The 16,030-nt window shown below is 64.7% G+C and carries 20 protein-coding genes; 1 reads left to right on the top strand and 19 read right to left on the bottom strand.

Annotated elements, in window-relative coordinates; genetic code table 11:
• Positions 1 to 4: 4 nt before the first annotated feature.
• The 18 genes from FLO80_RS18465 to def (FLO80_RS18385) form a co-directional block, all read right to left on the bottom strand.
• Positions 5 to 637 carry an urease accessory protein UreF gene (locus tag FLO80_RS18465; RefSeq protein ID WP_111365851.1) on the bottom strand — a complete coding sequence of 211 codons (633 nt, stop codon included), beginning with the start codon at positions 635 to 637 and terminating at the stop codon, positions 5 to 7.
• Positions 637 to 1,137, bottom strand: coding sequence for an urease accessory protein UreE (locus tag FLO80_RS18460; protein ID WP_111365854.1), 501 nt, complete (start codon positions 1,135 to 1,137; stop codon positions 637 to 639). The genes FLO80_RS18465 and FLO80_RS18460 overlap by 1 nt, the downstream gene beginning before the upstream one ends.
• 9 nt (positions 1,138 to 1,146) lie before the next feature.
• Positions 1,147 to 2,853, bottom strand: coding sequence for an urease subunit alpha (ureC, locus tag FLO80_RS18455; protein WP_111365856.1), 1,707 nt, complete (start codon positions 2,851 to 2,853; stop codon positions 1,147 to 1,149).
• A gap of 2 nt (positions 2,854 to 2,855) precedes the next feature.
• On the bottom strand, positions 2,856 to 3,161 hold the full coding sequence (locus FLO80_RS18450) for an urease subunit beta (protein WP_111365858.1): 306 nt from the start codon (positions 3,159 to 3,161) through the stop codon (positions 2,856 to 2,858).
• Positions 3,158 to 3,313 carry a hypothetical protein gene (locus FLO80_RS22930; protein ID WP_188078338.1) on the bottom strand — a complete coding sequence of 52 codons (156 nt, stop codon included), beginning with the start codon at positions 3,311 to 3,313 and terminating at the stop codon, positions 3,158 to 3,160. The genes FLO80_RS18450 and FLO80_RS22930 overlap by 4 nt, the downstream gene beginning before the upstream one ends.
• A 13-nt stretch (positions 3,314 to 3,326) precedes the next feature.
• A complete protein-coding gene (locus FLO80_RS18445) occupies positions 3,327 to 3,629 on the bottom strand; it encodes an urease subunit gamma (protein WP_111365861.1) in 303 nt (100 codons plus the stop codon).
• 10 nt (positions 3,630 to 3,639) lie between these two features.
• On the bottom strand, positions 3,640 to 4,458 hold the full coding sequence (locus FLO80_RS18440; protein WP_111365863.1) for an urease accessory protein UreD: 819 nt from the start codon (positions 4,456 to 4,458) through the stop codon (positions 3,640 to 3,642).
• Positions 4,459 to 4,587: 129 nt separating this feature from the next.
• Complete coding sequence (gene urtE / locus FLO80_RS18435) at positions 4,588 to 5,283, bottom strand: urea ABC transporter ATP-binding subunit UrtE (RefSeq protein WP_111365865.1); 696 nt, start codon at positions 5,281 to 5,283, stop codon at positions 4,588 to 4,590.
• A 3-nt stretch (positions 5,284 to 5,286) separates the two neighbouring features.
• A complete protein-coding gene (gene urtD / locus FLO80_RS18430; protein WP_111365868.1) occupies positions 5,287 to 6,027 on the bottom strand; it encodes an urea ABC transporter ATP-binding protein UrtD in 741 nt (246 codons plus the stop codon).
• Entirely contained in the window at positions 6,024 to 7,208 is a 1,185-nt protein-coding gene (gene urtC / locus FLO80_RS18425; protein ID WP_111365871.1) for an urea ABC transporter permease subunit UrtC, read from the bottom strand. The genes urtD and urtC overlap by 4 nt, the downstream gene beginning before the upstream one ends.
• Positions 7,209 to 7,211: 3 nt before the next feature.
• On the bottom strand, positions 7,212 to 9,185 hold the full coding sequence (gene urtB / locus FLO80_RS18420) for an urea ABC transporter permease subunit UrtB (RefSeq protein WP_111366409.1): 1,974 nt from the start codon (positions 9,183 to 9,185) through the stop codon (positions 7,212 to 7,214).
• A gap of 72 nt (positions 9,186 to 9,257) precedes the next feature.
• The gene (gene urtA / locus FLO80_RS18415; protein ID WP_111365873.1) at positions 9,258 to 10,541 is read right to left on the bottom strand and encodes an urea ABC transporter substrate-binding protein; all 1,284 of its coding nucleotides are present in this window, start codon (positions 10,539 to 10,541) and stop codon (positions 9,258 to 9,260) included.
• A 399-nt stretch (positions 10,542 to 10,940) separates the two neighbouring features.
• Entirely contained in the window at positions 10,941 to 11,177 is a 237-nt protein-coding gene (locus FLO80_RS18410) for a GlsB/YeaQ/YmgE family stress response membrane protein (RefSeq protein WP_111365876.1), read from the bottom strand.
• 12 nt (positions 11,178 to 11,189) lie between these two features.
• Positions 11,190 to 11,429: a hypothetical protein gene (locus FLO80_RS18405; RefSeq protein WP_111366412.1), complete on the bottom strand. Its 240-nt coding sequence runs from the start codon at positions 11,427 to 11,429 to the stop codon at positions 11,190 to 11,192.
• Positions 11,430 to 11,439: 10 nt separating this feature from the next.
• Complete coding sequence (gene fmt / locus FLO80_RS18400) at positions 11,440 to 12,360, bottom strand: methionyl-tRNA formyltransferase (RefSeq protein ID WP_111365879.1); 921 nt, start codon at positions 12,358 to 12,360, stop codon at positions 11,440 to 11,442.
• A gap of 92 nt (positions 12,361 to 12,452) precedes the next feature.
• On the bottom strand, positions 12,453 to 12,947 hold the full coding sequence (def, locus tag FLO80_RS18395) for a peptide deformylase (RefSeq protein WP_111365882.1): 495 nt from the start codon (positions 12,945 to 12,947) through the stop codon (positions 12,453 to 12,455).
• On the bottom strand, positions 12,944 to 13,441 hold the full coding sequence (gene def, locus FLO80_RS18390; protein WP_111365884.1) for a peptide deformylase: 498 nt from the start codon (positions 13,439 to 13,441) through the stop codon (positions 12,944 to 12,946). Before def (FLO80_RS18390) ends, def (FLO80_RS18395) begins: the two co-directional genes overlap by 4 nt.
• Positions 13,438 to 13,956, bottom strand: coding sequence for a peptide deformylase (gene def / locus FLO80_RS18385; RefSeq protein WP_111365887.1), 519 nt, complete (start codon positions 13,954 to 13,956; stop codon positions 13,438 to 13,440). The genes def (FLO80_RS18390) and def (FLO80_RS18385) overlap by 4 nt, the downstream gene beginning before the upstream one ends.
• 288 nt (positions 13,957 to 14,244) lie before the next feature.
• On the opposite strand from def (FLO80_RS18385), the gene FLO80_RS18380 reads away from it, so the two are divergent.
• Positions 14,245 to 15,414, top strand: a complete 1,170-nt coding sequence (locus FLO80_RS18380; RefSeq protein ID WP_111366414.1) for a MalY/PatB family protein — start codon at positions 14,245 to 14,247, stop codon at positions 15,412 to 15,414.
• Between the two features lie 96 nt (positions 15,415 to 15,510).
• Here FLO80_RS18380 and FLO80_RS18375 read toward each other — a convergent pair whose 3' ends face one another.
• Entirely contained in the window at positions 15,511 to 15,864 is a 354-nt protein-coding gene (locus FLO80_RS18375) for a hypothetical protein (protein WP_111365890.1), read from the bottom strand.
• Between the last annotated feature and the right edge of the window lie 166 nt (positions 15,865 to 16,030).

The following is a 16,030-nucleotide window of genomic DNA, read 5'->3' as shown; positions in this document are numbered from 1 at the left end:
CTGGTCATGTGCGAAATATCCTCACTTCTTGTGTTGCGTGGCGCAGCGCGGCGAGATCACCGGCCAGCGCGCAGGTGCCAAGCGTGTTGAGCGGTGCCGTGGCGGCATCGTTGGCGAGCGTGTGGATCAGGGGGGCGAGGTGGTGAAGGACGGCCTGCCCCTCGGTCTGGCCAAGTGGCACGTGACGGATCGCGATGGTGACGAGGTTTCCGGCAAAGCCTTGCAGATAAAGCGCGATCACATCTTTTGCGGGAAGGTCAAGGGCGCTTGCCGCTTCGCCAAGCGCGATCGGGAGCATGCGGGGCGGCAGGGGGCGGCCGGTGATCGCGGCGACGGTGCGGGCCAGCGCGCTGCCTTGTTCCAGCCCTTCCTGCAACCGCTCCGCGCAGGGTTGCAGCGCGCGGGCCAGATCGTCCAGCACCTCGCAATCGCCCGTCAGCGCGTGGGCCAGAAGCACCGCATCCTGCCAGCCCGCGCCAAAGCGCAGGATGTTCGTGAGCCATTGTTCAAGGCTGTTGGCGTCACGGACCGCGCCGGTTGCGATCTCGTGTTCCAGCCCGTGGGAATAGGCGAAGGCCCCGGTCGGAAAGGCGGGGGACAGCCATTGGACGAGCGTGAGATGCGCAGGGGTCAGCATCAGGCATGGGTGTGATGGGTGTGACCGTGATCGTGGCCATCGTGATCGTGGCCCCCATGATCGTGCCCCATTGTGCGCCCCTTGCCATAGGCGCCGCCTTCGGGGCGGAACGGGCCGGTGACGGGGGTGAGGGTGGCGCCGAGATGCGCCAGCATGGCCTCGATCACGTGATCATGCCGGATCGCCAGGTGATCGGTCCCGATCTGGCAGGGCGTGTGGCGGTTGCCGATATGCCAGGCGAGGCGGGGCAGGTCGCCGCGCACCTCGATCAGGTTCTCGGGTGCGGGTTCGACCCCCACGGCGCGGCCATCGTCGAGCGCGAAGCCCCAGTGATCGTCAAGGTTGGTGACTTCGGCCAGATCGACGAGAAAGGCCAGCCCGCCACGCCCGACCAGCCGTTTGCGCCGCATCAGCCGCGCGTCATAGTCGAGCACGACGGTATCGGCGATGGTGTCGGGGGCGTGGGTCAGCAGGTCACGGGCGATGGGCAGGTCGGTCATGAAGGCACCTCAGAACAGGAAATAACGTTGCGCCAGCGGCAGGTCGCTGGCCGGTTCGCAGGTCAGCAACTCGCCATTGGCGCGCACCTCGTAGGTTTCGGGGTCGACCGCGATCTCGGGGGTCAGGTCGTTGTGGATCATGTCGCGCTTGCCGACGGTGCGGGTTTGCGCCACGGCCGCCGTGTCCTTGGCCAATCCCAGCGTCGCGCCGATCCCGTCGGCCTGTGCCGCGGCACTCACGAACAGGACCGAGGAACGTTCGAGCGACCGCCCGAAGGCCGCGAACATGGGGCGCGAATGCACCGGTTGCGCGGGGATCGAGCCGTTGGGATCACCCATCTGTGCCAGCACGATGGAGCCGCCCATCAGCACCATCTCGGGCTTGGCGCCGAAAAAGGCCGGGTCCCAGAGCACCAGGTCGGCGCGTTTGCCGGGGCTTATGCTGCCGATATGGGTGCTCATGCCGTGGGCGATGGCGGGGTTGATGGTGTATTTGGCGATATAGCGTTTGACGCGGGTGTTGTCGTTGTCGCCGGTCTCTTCGCTCAGCCGCCCGCGCTGCTTGCGCATCTTGTCGGCGGTTTGCCATGTGCGGATGATGACCTCGCCGACGCGGCCCATGGCCTGGCTGTCCGACGAGATGACGGAAAACGCGCCCATGTCGTGCAGGATATCCTCGGCGGCGATGGTTTCGCGGCGGATGCGGCTTTCGGCGAAGGCGACATCTTCGGGGATCGCCTTGTCGAGGTGGTGACAGACCATCAGCATGTCGAGATGTTCCTCGATCGTGTTGACGGTATAGGGCATGGTCGGGTTGGTCGAAGAGGGCAGCACGTTCTGCGCGCCCACCACCTTCATGATGTCGGGGGCGTGGCCGCCGCCCGCGCCCTCGGTGTGATAGGCGTGGATGGTGCGGCCCTTGAAGGCGGCAAGCGTGTTCTCGACAAAGCCCGACTCATTGAGCGTGTCGGTGTGGATCATCACCTGCACGTCCATGTCGTCGGCGACCGAGAGGCAATTGTCGATGGCAGCCGGGGTGGTGCCCCAATCCTCGTGCAGCTTGAGCGCGCAGGCGCCGGCATGGACCTGTTCGATCAGGGCGCCGGGCAGGCTGGCGTTGCCCTTGCCTGCAAGGCCGAAATTCATCGGAAAGGCGTCGAGAGATTGCAGCATCCGTCCGATGTGAAACGCGCCCGGCGTGCAGGTGGTGGCCAGCGTGCCATGCGCCGGGCCTGTGCCGCCGCCCAGCATGGTGGTGATGCCGGAATGCAGCGCGTCGTCGATCTGTTGCGGGCAGATGAAATGGATATGCGCGTCAAAGCCCCCGGCGGTCAGGATCTTGCCCTCGCCCGCGATAATCTCGGTGCCCGGGCCGATGACGATATCGACACCGGATTGCGTGTCGGGGTTGCCCGCCTTGCCGATGGCCGCGATGCACCCGTCGCGCAGGCCGATATCGGCCTTGTAGATGCCGCTATGATCGACGATGAGCGCGTTGGTGATGACGGTGTCCATGGCCCCTTCGGCGCGGGTGGCCTGGGATTGGCCCATGCCGTCGCGGATCACCTTGCCGCCGCCGAATTTCACCTCTTCGCCATAGCTGGTCAGGTCGCGTTCGACCTCGATGACGAGATCGGTGTCGGCCAGTCGCAGGCGGTCGCCGGTGGTGGGGCCATACATGCCGGCATAGGCGGGGCGGGGGATTTGCGTGGGCATGGTCAGAGATCTCCCATCACTTGCCCGTTGAAGCCGAACACCCGCCGCGCACCACCGTATGGCACCAGCCGCACCTCGCGGGCCTGGCCCGGCTCGAAGCGCACGGCGGTGCCTGCGGGGATGTCGAGGCGTTGGCCACGGGCGGCGGCGCGGTCGAAGGTGAGGCCGCTATTGGCCTCGGCAAAGTGGTAATGGCTGCCCACCTGCACCGGGCGGTCGCCGGTGTTGGACACCTCGAGAACGGTGACGGGCACGCCCGCGTTCAGGGTGATGTCACCCTTGGCGGGGAAGAGTTCGCCGGGGATCATTTGCGGCCCCGACCGATGAAATAGCCGCCCGTCAGGGCCAGCAGGCCCACGACGATCAGCCACATCGCGTCGATCCCGTGCGGGTGCAGGTGGGGGCCTGCATGGGCCTGCGCGAGCGTGGGCAGGAACAGAACGGGGATCAGGTAGCGCATGGAAACGGTCCTTTCAGCGGATGGGGTCGTGGACGGTGACAAGCTTGGTCCCGTCGGGAAAGGTGGCCTCGACCTGCACGGAATGGATCATCTGCGGGATGCCTTCCATGCATTGGTCGGCGGTGATGACATGGGCGCCGGCCTCCATCAGGTCGGCGACGCTGCGCCCGTCGCGCGCACCCTCGACCACGAAATCGGTGATCAGCGCCACCGCCTCGGGGTGGTTGAGCCTGACGCCGCGCGCAAGGCGCCCGCGTGCCACCATCGCTGCGAGGGAGATCAGGAGCTTGTCCTTTTCGCGGGGGGTGAGGTTCATCGCGGGTCTCCTAGAATTGCCAGACGCGGGGCAGCGGGCCGGGGCGCAGGGCCCGCACGAGGCGCATGATCTGTCGTCTGAGCGGCCAGCCGTCGGCGGCCATCAGGCGGATCACCAGCTTGCCGTCAAAGCCCGACGCGCCGCCGGTCACGCCCGGCTCGGTCAGCTCGGCGCGGGCACGGGTCACCGCGTCCTCGGCGCCTTGCGCCACCAGCGCGAGCGTGGCGAAGGCGCGCGCGCCGTTGAGGATTGCAGGACCGGCGGTGAGGGCATCGGTGGACAGATGCAGCGGCTCGACCAGCACGGGCCTGCCTGCGCGGGTGATGCGGCGGGTGTCGCGGAGGGTGACGCGCGTCACCGTCTCGCCCATGGCGGCGCGTCCCAGGACCACCGATTCGAGCATGAGGCACGCGGCGTCCGCCGCGAGGTCGATGGTGGTGTCGCGCACAAGGTGGCTGCCCTCGAACAGGATCGTTTCCTGCGGCAGCCAGTCGAGATGCCCGCCCGTGCCGACCGTGTGATGCACCGTAACGCTGGCCGCGCCGGTGGTGCTGCGATAGGCGCGTTCGGCGGTTTGGGTGGTGCCGGTGGCGCGACAGCCCGGGGCAAGGTCGATGCGACACGAGAGCCGGTCGCCGCCGGTCAGCCCGCCCGAGGTGTTGAGCAGGACGATTTCCGGCCCTGATTCAGCGGGATGCAGGAATGCCTTGGCCGACCCCTTCTGATGCAGCCGGTCGAGCCGACCGCCGTTTGGCCCCGGCAAGAGCGTGACATGCGCGGCACCATTGCTGCGCTCATGCGTGAGGGGTGGGGCGGGGCAGGCGGTCATCGGGGATCTCTTGTCACTGTTGGCCCGAGGCTAGCGTCATTGCCCCGAAGCGCCAGACGCAGGCCGGTGCGGGGCGAATTGCGCCGCATGACCCGCAGGCTTTTGCCCAAACTTAAGGCAGAGCGCCTGTCAAATGGACACTTCGCGCAAGAGCCGTTCACGCTCGACCGTTGCCGCAGGTTCCGAAAGCCGCACCTCGCCCCGGTTCAGCACCACGAGGTCATCCGCAAGGTCATAGGCGAAATCGAAAAACTGCTCGACCAGCACGATGGCGATCTCGCCCTCGTCGCGCAAAAGCCCGATCACCTCGCCGATCTGCTTGATGATATTGGGCTGGATGCCCTCGGTCGGCTCGTCCAGCAAGAGCACGCGGGGGCGGGCGATCAGGGCGCGGGCGATCGCAAGCTGCTGTTGCTGCCCGCCGGAGAGATCGCCGCCGCGCCGGCCTTTCATCTTTGCGAGCACCGGGAACAGGTCATGGATGCGCTCGGGTATGAAATGTTCGGATCTCGGCAGGCAGGCAAAGCCGGTTTGCAGGTTCTCGGTCACCGTCAGAAGCGGGAATATCTCGCGCCCCTGCGGCACATAGGCGATGCCGCTTTGCGCGGCCTGTGCGGCGTTGAGATGATCCAGTTCGTTGCCGTCCAGCGTGATGCGCCCGCCCGAGTAGGGATGGCGCCCGGCGATGGCCTTGAGGAGGCTGGTCTTGCCCACGCCATTGGTGCCCATAACGGCGGTCACGGCACCGGGTCGCGCGGCAAGGTTGATGCCATGGAGAATTTGTGAAGCCCCGTAATGCAGGGTCAGGTTCTCGACGCTCAGCATGGGTCAACGCCCGAGGTAGACATCTATCACCTCCTTGTTCTGCGTGACATGGTCGAGGCTGCCTTCGGCCAGAACCGCGCCTTCGTGCAGCACGGTCACCTTGCAGCCGAGGCGGCGGATGAATTCCATGTCGTGTTCGATGACCATGACGGCGTGGGTCTTGGCCGCGCGTTTGAGGATGTCGGTGGTGTGTTCGCGCTCGGCGGGTGTCATCCCGGCGGCGGGTTCATCGACCAGGAGAAGGCGCGGGTCCTGGGCCAGCAGCATGCCGATTTCCAACCATTGTTTCTGTCCGTGGCTCAACGCGCCTGCGCGGCGGGGCAGGTGGTCGCGCAGGCCGATTTCCTCGGCCAGTTCGGCGATGCGCGCGGCGCCTTTGCGGGATCTCTTGTGGAACAGCACATCGAACGGTCCGCGCTTGTTCCTGAGCGCCATGGCGAGATTTTCGCGCACGGTTTGTTCTTCGAAGACCGTGGGTTTCTGGAATTTGCGGCCGATGCCCGCGCGGGCGATCGCGCTTTCGCTCATCCCGAGGAGCGAGACGGATTTCTCGCCCCAGATCACCCGGCCCTCGTCAGGCCTTGTCTTGCCGGTGACGATGTCCATGAAGGTGGTCTTGCCCGCGCCATTGGGGCCGATCACGGCGCGCAGCTCCGGTTCGCCGATCTGGATCGAGAGGTTGTTGATCGCGCGGAACCCGTCGAATGTGACGGAGACGCCGGAGACTTCGAGCAGGGTGGTCATGGTTTCCTCACCAGCATGTCAAAGAGCCCGCTGATCCCGCGCGGGAAAAACAAGGTGACGGCGACGAAGCCGAGGCCCAAAAGCACCAGCCACCAATCGGTCCAGTTGATCGTGTAGAAGCCGAGATTGACATCGGGCGCGCCGCCGCCGGTGAACCAGCTTGACGCAAGGCTGACCACGGCCGCGCCGATCACCGCGCCGTAAAGCCGCCCGCGCCCGCCGATGGCGACCCAGACGGCGAGGTAGATGGAGGCGATGGGCGCGATTTCCGCCGGGTTGATGATGCCCGCCTGCGGGTAGTAAAGCGCGCCCGCGAGGCCGGAGACGATGGCGGTGAGGGTGAAGACCAGAAGCTTGTAGCTTTCCACGTGATAGCCCAGGAAACGCACCCGGGCCTCGTTGTCGCGGATGGCGCGGATGACCGAGCCGAACTTGCCCGACACCAGCCACGCGAACAGGAGATAGCCCAGCCCGAGCGCGAGCGCGGAGGCCCAGAAGAACCATAGCGCGATGGTCGATTGCGGCAGGTGCAAGAGGCCGGGGATGTTCTGCAATCCCGAGAGCCCGTTGTTGCCGCGCAGGCCGGTGTCGTTCTGGAAAAGGTAAAGCGACAGGGCCAGCGTCATCGCCTGTGTCAGGATCGACAGGTAAACCCCGGTGACGCGGCTGCGAAACGCCAGCCAGCCGAAGACGAGTGCCAGCAGGCCCGGCACCAGCGCCACCATCACGAGTTGCAGTGGCAGGCTATGAGCGAAGGCCCAGAGAGCCGGCAGTTCGTTGCTGCCCACGACGCCGAAAATCTGTGTCGCGATGGCGTCGCGGGTCTCGGCCTGCGTGGGCGGGATGGGGGCGTTGGCAAGGGATTCGACCACGATCCCCTCGGTGCGCGCATACATCAGCCACATGCCGATGGCATAGCCGCCGATGCCGAAAAACGCGAAATGCCCAAGGCTCAGGATACCGCAATAGCCCCAGACCACGTCCATCGCCACGGCGATGAGGCACAGGCACAGCGTCATTCCGAGGATCTTGACCATCGAGGTCGAGAGCAGTGCGGGGCCGAACCCCTGGGACAGGACCGTGACCCCCAGCGTGAACAGGCCGAGACAGCCGAGGAACCACGAAACCGACGGGTTCTCGGCAAGGAACCCCTTGCGGGGGGTGATATCGGGACGAGTCATGCGTTAATCCCCTGCGGCGCGGCCCTTGAGGGCGACGATGCCCTTGGGCCGGAACTGGATGAACAGGATGACGAAGAGGACCATGTAGGTCTGTGCGGCGAGCGTGTTCGACGGGTTGAACCATTCGATCCCCTTTTGCAGGAAGCCGATGAGCGAGGCCCCCGCCAGCGTGCCCCAGACATTGCCGACGCCGCCGACCACCACGGTCATGAAGCTTTGCACGATGTAGTTGGCGCCCATTTCCGAGGTCACCTGCGCATAAAGCCCGATGGCCACCCCGGCGATACCGGCGATGCCCGATCCCAGCCCGAAGGTCAGCATGTTGATGCGGTCGGGGTTGATGCCCATCGAGGCGGCCATGCCGGGGTTCTGCGTCACGGCGCGCACCTCGAGCCCCAGCCGGGTGCGTTTCAGGATGTAGAGCAGCAGCGCCAGAAAGATCAGCGCCAGTACGAAGATCGCCACCCGGATGGTCGAGATGCCGACGATGTCGTTGAGTGTGATTGCGCCGCCCAGCCAGTCGGGCGCGGTGAGCGGACGGGCCTGTGTGCCAAAGATGTTCTTGGCCAGTTGTTGCAGGGCGATGGAAATGCCGAAGGTGGCCAGCAGGGTTTCCAGCGGGCGGGTGTAAAGGTGGCGGATCACCAGCCGCTCCATCGCGACGCCCGCGCCGAAGGTGACGGCAAAGGCCAGCGGAAGGGCAATCAGCAGGCTGAGGGTGTAGTCGGGGATGAAAAGCTGCACCACGTAGCCGGTATAGGCGCCCATCATGATGAACTCGCCATGTGCCATGTTGATGACGCCCATGACGCCAAAGGTGATGGCAAGGCCAATGGCGGCGAGGAAAAAGATCGACGCGAGCGACAATCCGTCAAGCACCAGATCGGCGGTCTGGTAGAGGCCGAGCGCGATCCTGGTGGTGTCGAGCGCAGCTTCGGCGGCTTGGGTGATGTCGGGATCGGGTTGCAGGTATTCCTGGTAAAAGACATGCGCGGCGACCGCGTTTGCCACCTCGTCCGGCGCGGCGCGGGGCGGGACGGTGCCCGCGGCCTCCAGTGCCTCGTAGGCGCGGGCGCGGACCTCGGTCGTGTTAAGCAGATGTAGCGGAACGCCCCCGACGGTGCCGCCGACGATATGCTGGGCCAGCACATCGCGCAGATCCTTGGCGGTCTGGGGTGGCGGGGCGAGGTTTTCGGCGACCAGCCGATCGTAGGCCGCGGCTTCGGTGATATCCGTGCCCAGCTCCAGAACCCGGGCGATGTTGATATCTTCGGGCAAGGTTTGCGCCACCCCGTCGCGTCGCGCCGCAAGCTGGTTGAGGACGCTGCGCGCCTCGATGCTGATGTCGCCCGACAGGGCGGAGATGGCGTCGAGCCGTGCGGCCTTGGTTTCGCCGAACTGGGCGGTGAGCAGGGCGAGCATTCGTTCCTTGCGCGTTCTGAGATCGGCGTCGGGTTCGGTTTCGATGCTCTGGGCAAGGGGGGCGATCTGGCTGGCGTCGGAGCTTCGTGCAATAGCCGTGAGCGCGGCCAGACGGCGGGCGGGGTCGGGCGCGTTCAACTCGTAAGGCACGAGGGCCGCGGCAACTTCGCGTCGCACACCGGCATTGGGGCGGATCTGGTCAACGTCGCGGCTACCCACCTCGGCCACCGTTTCGCCGCTGTCGATGTCGATCAGGCGCAGGGCGTCGGTCGTTTCCTCGGCGTAGAAGAAAAGCCCGTCGGTCGGGCGCTGATAGACCTCGCGCGCCTCCCATTTGCGCAGGAAGTCGGCGATGCCGGGATGATCCGTTGCCAACAGTTCGGCGATCACCGGGCCAATCGTCTGGCGCGAGGGTTTGGCCAGATCGGCGGCATGGCCTTGCAGGATCGGCTGCAAGCTATCCTGCGCCGTGGCCATCTCGGCACGTGCCAGGGACAGGCCGATGAAGGTCACAAGGATCAGCAGAGCACGGGCAAAGAGGGCGGTGAAACGCATGTTCAGTCCGGACCAATTCGATGAAAACATAATAAGGGTCTGCGCGGTGTGACCCGCGCAGACCGCGTGGTCTCAGTAATTCGAGGTCATCTGCACGCAGGTATCGGTCTCAGTGTTGAACATGCCGCAGCCCAGATCCTTCCAGTCGCTCTTGAGCGGGGCGCTTTCGGGCAGATGGTCGGTCCAGGCGTCGCCGGGAACCTCTGTGGTCTGGCTGATGATATCAAATTGACCGTCATCGCGGATCTCGCCGATCAGCACCGGCTTGGACAGGTGGTGGTTGGCGTTCATCACCGCCATGCCGCCGGTCAGGTTGGGAAATTCCTGTCCCCACATCGCCGCGCGCACCGCGTCCACATCGGTGGTGCCTGCCGCCTCAACCGCGTTCACCCACATGTTGAAGCCGATGTAATGCGCCTCCATCGGGTCGTTGGTCACGCGATTGGTATCGCCGATGAAATCATGCCATGCGGCGATGAAGGCTTCGTTTTCCGGCGTGTCGGCGGATTGGAAGTAATTCCACGCGGCCAGGTGACCCACCAGCGGCGCGGTATCGAGGCCCGAGAGTTCCTCTTCCCCGACGGAGAAGGCGACCACGGGAATATCCGCCGCATCGACGCCCTGTGCGGCCAGTTCCTTGTAAAAGCCCACATTGGCGTCGCCGTTGATGGTCGAGATCACGCCGACCTGCTTGCCCGAGGCGCCGAGCGCGACCACGTCCGACACGATGGTCGCCCAGTCGGAATGGCCGAAGGGGGTGTAGTTGACGAAGATGTCCTTGTCGGCGATGCCCTTGGATTTCAGGTAGGAATCCAGGATGTTGTTTGTGGTGCGGGGATAGACATAGTCGGTTCCCAGAAGTGCAAAGCTTTCGACGCCCAGTTCCTCGAGGAAATAATCCACCGCCGGGATCGCCTGCTGGTTGGGTGCGGCGCCGGTATAAAAGACGTTGCGCGACGATTCCTCGCCCTCGTACTGCACCGGGTAGAACATCAGGCCGTTCAGTTCCTCAAGCACTGGAAGGGCCGATTTCCGGCTGACACTGGTCCATGAGCCGAAGATCACGTCAACCTCGTTCACTGTCAGCAATTCGCGTGCCTTTTCGGCAAAGAGCGGCCAGTCCGAAGCCGGATCGACCACGACGGCCTCGATCTCGCAGCCAAGAACGCCGCCTTTCGTGTTCTGCTCGTCGACGAGCATCAGCATCACGTCCTTCAGCGTGGTTTCGGAAATGGCCATGCTGCCGGACAACGAGTGCAGCACGCCCACCTTGACCGGGCACTCCTGGGCGAATGCAGGTGCAGTAAACAGCGTTGTTGTCATGGCCAGACCGGCCAGCAGGGTTTTGCGTGTCATCGTTCTTTCATCTCCCGTGTCAGTGCTGCCACAGCGGCAACATGAGGCATTGCGCCGTTTCTCGCGGGGCTTTTGCCGCGGTGGTGCGGCCGGGCCCTTCTTTGCGATGTCGTTGTGATGGGCTTGGCGACCTTTCGACCGGTCGCGTCTCGCCCTTAACGACGAGCATCAGCAAACATCGCGGTCACGGGTGGGGCAAAGAAAGGACGGGCGGAATGCGGCCCTGAAACCGCGCACGCCGCGGTTTTAGACGTGTCCGGTCTGTTTCGCCTATTTTTTCTGCAGGTGCGAAATGATTTCTGCGCTGCCAAACCAGAGGGGTTCAGCACCGCCCGGCCACATCACGTGCCGGAACGGAACAGCGAGGCCTGTTGTGGACGATCCCATGCGCCTGTCCGGTTATCTGCGGATATAGGTTTCCCACAGCCAGATCAGGAGGAGCGCGCCGAGCACCGCGCCGATGAAGCCGGCGGCGAAGCTCATCATGCTGAGCAATATGCGCAGGATCAGCCCGCCGATCAGCGCCCCGCCGATGCCGATTGCCACCGTGGTGATGATGTCGGTTTCGAGCTTCATGATCCGGGTGGCGAGAAACCCCGCCGCCGCGCCGATGATGATGAGCCAGACGATGGCCATGGGCCGCTCCTTTCAGCGTTTGCGGAAATGGGTGGGCACGATGACGAGCGCGCCGATCGACGAGGCGATCGCGTTCACGCCCGGTGAGCCGAAGCCGATGCCGAACATCAGCCGGACGAAATAAAACAGGAAGGCGCCGCCGACGCAGATGATGATCGACGGGATGTAACCGTTATGGGTAAAGCCCGATTTCTCGGAGGCGTAGCCGATGATGCCTGCGATGACGACGGTGCCCATGATGGTGGGGAACATGTGAAAGTCCTTATTCGAGCCGCGCGCCGGGGCCGAGCGGGATGCCGCGCAGGAACGCATCTGCACTCTGCGCCGTGTGACCGGGTCTTTGCAAGCGCGTGATCTGCACCGCGCCCCGATCCCCGCCTGTGCCACAGGCCACGGTGAGGGCGGTATCGAGCAGGGCGCCGGGCGTGCCTTTGCCCAGGCCCATGCGGGACCCCAGCAGTTTGAGCCGCTCGCCATTCATCATGCACCATGCACCGGGAAAGGGGGAGAGGCCGCGAATCTGGCGGTCGATCTCGGGCGCGGGGCGGGTCCAGTCGATGCGGGCCTCGGACTTGTCGATCTTGGCGGCATAGGTGACGCCGGTTTCGGGTTGTGGTTGCGCGGGGAGTTGATCGAGCCGGTCGAGTGTTTCGATGATCATCCGTGCGCCCATGGCGGCGAGGCGGTCATGCAGGTCGGCGGTGGTGTCCTCGGGGCCGATGGGCGTGGCGCGGCGCAGGAGCACCGGGCCGGTGTCGAGGCCCTCCTCCATCTGCATGATGCAGATGCCGGTTTCGGAATCGCCGGCCATGATCGCGCGATGGATCGGCGCCGCCCCGCGCCAGCGTGGCAGGAGCGAGGCGTGAATGTTGAGACAGCCGTGTTTCGGCGCGTCGAGCACGGGTTTGGGCAGGATCAGCCCATAGGCCACGACCACGGCGATATCGGCGCCGAGACTGGCAAAGGCGGCCTGTTCCTCGGGGGATCTGAGCGAGGTCGGATGCCGGACCGGCAGGCCGAGTTCCGCGGCGCGGGCGTGGACCGGGGTGGGGCGGTCCTTCTTGCCGCGCCCGGCGGGGCGGGGGGGCTGGCAATAGACGGCGGCGATGTCGTGGCCCGCCTCGACCAGCGCGTCGAGCGCGGGGGTGGAGAAATCGGGGCTGCCCATGAAGATGATGCGCATGTCTGGCACCTTTTGCCTTGGTCGAGGGGGCGAGGGGCCAGCCCCTCGCGCTCCCCGAGGTATTTTCGGTCAGATGAAGGGATGGTGTGGGGTCATTTGATCTTTTGGGCGCGCTTGAGGAGCCGGTCGCGTTTGAGTTTGGAGAGGCGGTCGAAATACATCTTTCCGTCAAGATGGTCGACCTGGTGCTGCACCGAGGTGGACCAGAGGCCGACGAGATCGCGGGTTTCGGTTTTGCCCGCGTCGTTGAGAAAGCGAATCGTCACGCCGCGGGGGCGTTTGAGCCGGGCGGAGACGCCGGGCAGGTTGGGGCTGGCCTCTTCGTGTTCGCGCAGGATGGCCGAGGCCTCGATGATCTCGGGGTTGGCCATGCGGATCGTTTGGCCGCGCGCATCGCTGGCGTCGACCACGGCGAGGCGCAGCATCACGCCGATCTGGGGCGCGGCGAGGCCGACACCGGGCATGGCCTCCATCGTCTCGATCATGTCGTCCCAGATCGCGCGGATTTCGGCGGTGATGTCGGTAACGGGGTCTGCGGGGGTACGCAGGCGGCGGTCGGGCCAGGGGATGCAGGGGCGGACGCTCATGCGCGGGCCGCGAGCCAGGGTTTTTCGAGCGCGTCGCGCAGGGCGGGGTCGATCCGGTCGAAATGCAGCAGGCCGTTGAGGTGGTCGAACTCGTGCTGGATCACGCGGGCCTCGGCACCGTCGAAATCGCCCATGTGGATGTCGCCGGTCGCGTCGGTCCATTGCATGGTCACGGCCTTGTGCCGCTCGACCGGCACGGCGAGGCCGGGGATCGAAAGGCACATTTCCTCCATCACCACGGGGACGCGTTCGCAGGCGATGACCACCGGGTCGATCATGATCATCGGGGCCTTGTCACCCTCTTTCCATGTCGTGTCGAAGACGAAGAGCCGTTTCATCACGCCCACCTGTGGCGCGGCGAGGCCACGGCCCTTTGCGGCATACATCGTGTCGAACATGTCGGCGATGAGCGGGCGCAGATCCTCGTGGCCGACATGGTCGCAGCGTTGCGTGAGCCGCTTGTCGGGCCAGGTCAGGATCGGCAGGACGCTCACGCGCGGGCCTTTTCCCGCTTGAGCTTTTGCATCTTGCGGGTGATCATCTGGCGTTTCATCGCGCCGAGATAGTCGATGAAGAGCTTGCCGTCGAGGTGGTCGATCTCGTGCTGGACGCAGGTGGCCCAGAGGCCGGTGAAATCCTCGCTTTGCGGGTTGCCGTCGCGGTCGATCCACCTGACGCTGACTTCGGCGGGGCGGGTGACATCGGCATATTGTTCGGGGATCGAGAGGCAGCCCTCTTCGTAGGTGCTTTGCTCGTCCGAACGGGCGGTGATCTCGGGGTTGAACATGATGAGGGGACGGGGAGCGGCACCCTCTTCCTTGACGCAGTCCAGCACGATGAGGCGGTTGAGCACGCCCACCTGCGGCGCGGCAAGGCCAATGCCCGGCGCGTCATACATGGTTTCGAGCATGTCATCGGCCAGCGCGCGCAGATCGTCGGAGAGATCGGGCACGGGGGCGCAGGCCTTTTTCAGGCGTGGGTCGGGATGGATGAGGATGGGCCGTTTCATGGGGGTGATTTAGGCGATGCGGGGACAATCTGCAACGGTATCGGGTGCGGGCCGGACAGGGGTGAATGGGACCGCGTCATTGCCGGGGGTGTTCCGGATGTGTATTGGGAGGACAGTGTCCCATGGCGCCGTAATCACGTGGAATGAATTCCCTTAATTTTCTATAAATGTAGAACGGACTTCCATTTCATCTCGGAATATTGGAATATCGTGGTTCGGCGGAAAGGCGGTTGTCACCCGTCTCGCGATCAGATTAGCTTGCCACGCGGCGCGATCAAGGAGAACGTGATGAATTTCGATGAGGTCATCGACCGGCACGGCACCCATTCGGTGAAATGGGACATGATGGAAAAGATATACGGGGTGCCGGCGGATGACGGGATCGCGATGTGGGTGGCGGATATGGATTTCCGCCCGCCAGCCGCGATTCAGCGCGCGTTGCAGGGGATGCTGGATCACGGGATCTATGGCTATTACGGCGATGATGCACCCTATCGCGCGGCGATCGGGTGGTGGATGAAGAACCGCCATGGCTGGACGATCGAGCCGGAATGGATTTTCACCACCCATGGGCTCGTGAACGGGACGGCGATGTGCGTGGATACATGGACCGAGCCGGGCGACGGGGTGGTATTGTTCACACCGGTCTATCACGCCTTTGCCAAGGTCATCAAAGCCAACAACCGTCGGGTGGTGGAATGCCCGATGGTGATCCGCGATGGCCGTTACGAGATGGATTTCGACAATTATGACGCGATCCTCGACGGGTCGGAAAAGATGGTGATCCTGTGCAGCCCGCATAATCCGGGCGGGCGGGTCTGGTCGCGGGCCGAGCTGCAACAGGTAGCGGATTTTGCCAAACGGCACGACCTGATCCTTGTCTCGGACGAAATTCACCACGACCTGGTGATGCCGGGGCAGACGCATATCCCGATGGCGCTGATCGAGGGTGTGGCCGACCGGCTGGTGATGATGAGTGCCACGACCAAGACGTTCAACATCGCCGGAAGCCATTCGGGCAACGTGATCATCGCCGACGAAACCCTGCGTGCGCAGTTCGGGGCGCGGATGGCGGGGCTGGGCATGTCGCCCAATTCCTTCGGGCTTGTCATGGCCGAGGCGGCCTATAGCCCCGAGGGCGCGGAATGGGTGGATGCGCTTTGCGCCTATCTCGACGGGAACAGGCGCGTGTTCGACGAGGGTGTGAACGCGATTCCGGGGGTGCGGTCGATGAAGCTCGACTCGACCTACCTGGCCTGGGTGGATTTCGAAGGCACCGGGATGTGCCGGGACGAGTTTACCCGGCGTGTCGAGCAGGGCGCCCGGGTTGCCGCCAATCACGGGCCGACCTTCGGGTCAGGCGGCGAGAGCTTCCTGCGCTTCAACCTTGCCACGCCGCGATCCCTGGTGAGCGAGGCGGTGGAGCGGCTGCAGGCGGCGTTCGGCGATCTGCAATGAGTCCCGGCCGTCTCGGGGGCTGAATCCTTTCGACGAACCCGGCCAAGATTCCCTTGAGGATTCTTGCCGGGCGCGCGGGCCGTTTCGGCGATGCGGTTATCGCGCGTGTTCGATCAGGCCGGTGGGGGCCTCGTCATCGCGCGCGAAATCGAGCGGTGCGCGGTCGTGGGCCGTGGTGGTGCGTTTATACTCATATCGCATCTCAGCCCCCTCTTTCTCGGAGGCGATGACGAGGCATTGAGCCTTGTGGCGGGTGCCGTCGTAAAGATCGACCAGCCCGCGCATATGCGGTGCATCCTCGGCATCAAGGGCGAAACCGTCTTTCCAGAGGCGCAGCACGGGATAGGTGTCTTCACCCACCTTGACGCGCATGCGGGCGTTCTTGCGTGCCGCGAGCTTGCGGGCCTGTGCCAGCCCGGCGCGCAGCTCTTCGGTCAGGAAGTCGGTCATCGATGGGGCCCCCAGCGGTCGAATCCGTTTCAGCATAACTCTGCCCTGCAGGATCGAATAGTCAAGTTAAGGTCTTGTGAAACACCGCGTTCGATCTGCGCGATCGAGCCGGTCCGCTGGTTTGTAATGCCATGACCTTTGTGTTTATTCAGGTGCTGTGCGCAGA

Origin of the sequence: Aquicoccus porphyridii, from assembly GCF_008369105.1 — a bacterium.
Classification (GTDB): domain Bacteria; phylum Pseudomonadota; class Alphaproteobacteria; order Rhodobacterales; family Rhodobacteraceae; genus Aquicoccus; species Aquicoccus porphyridii.
This window is presented reverse-complemented; position numbering and strand designations above follow the sequence as displayed.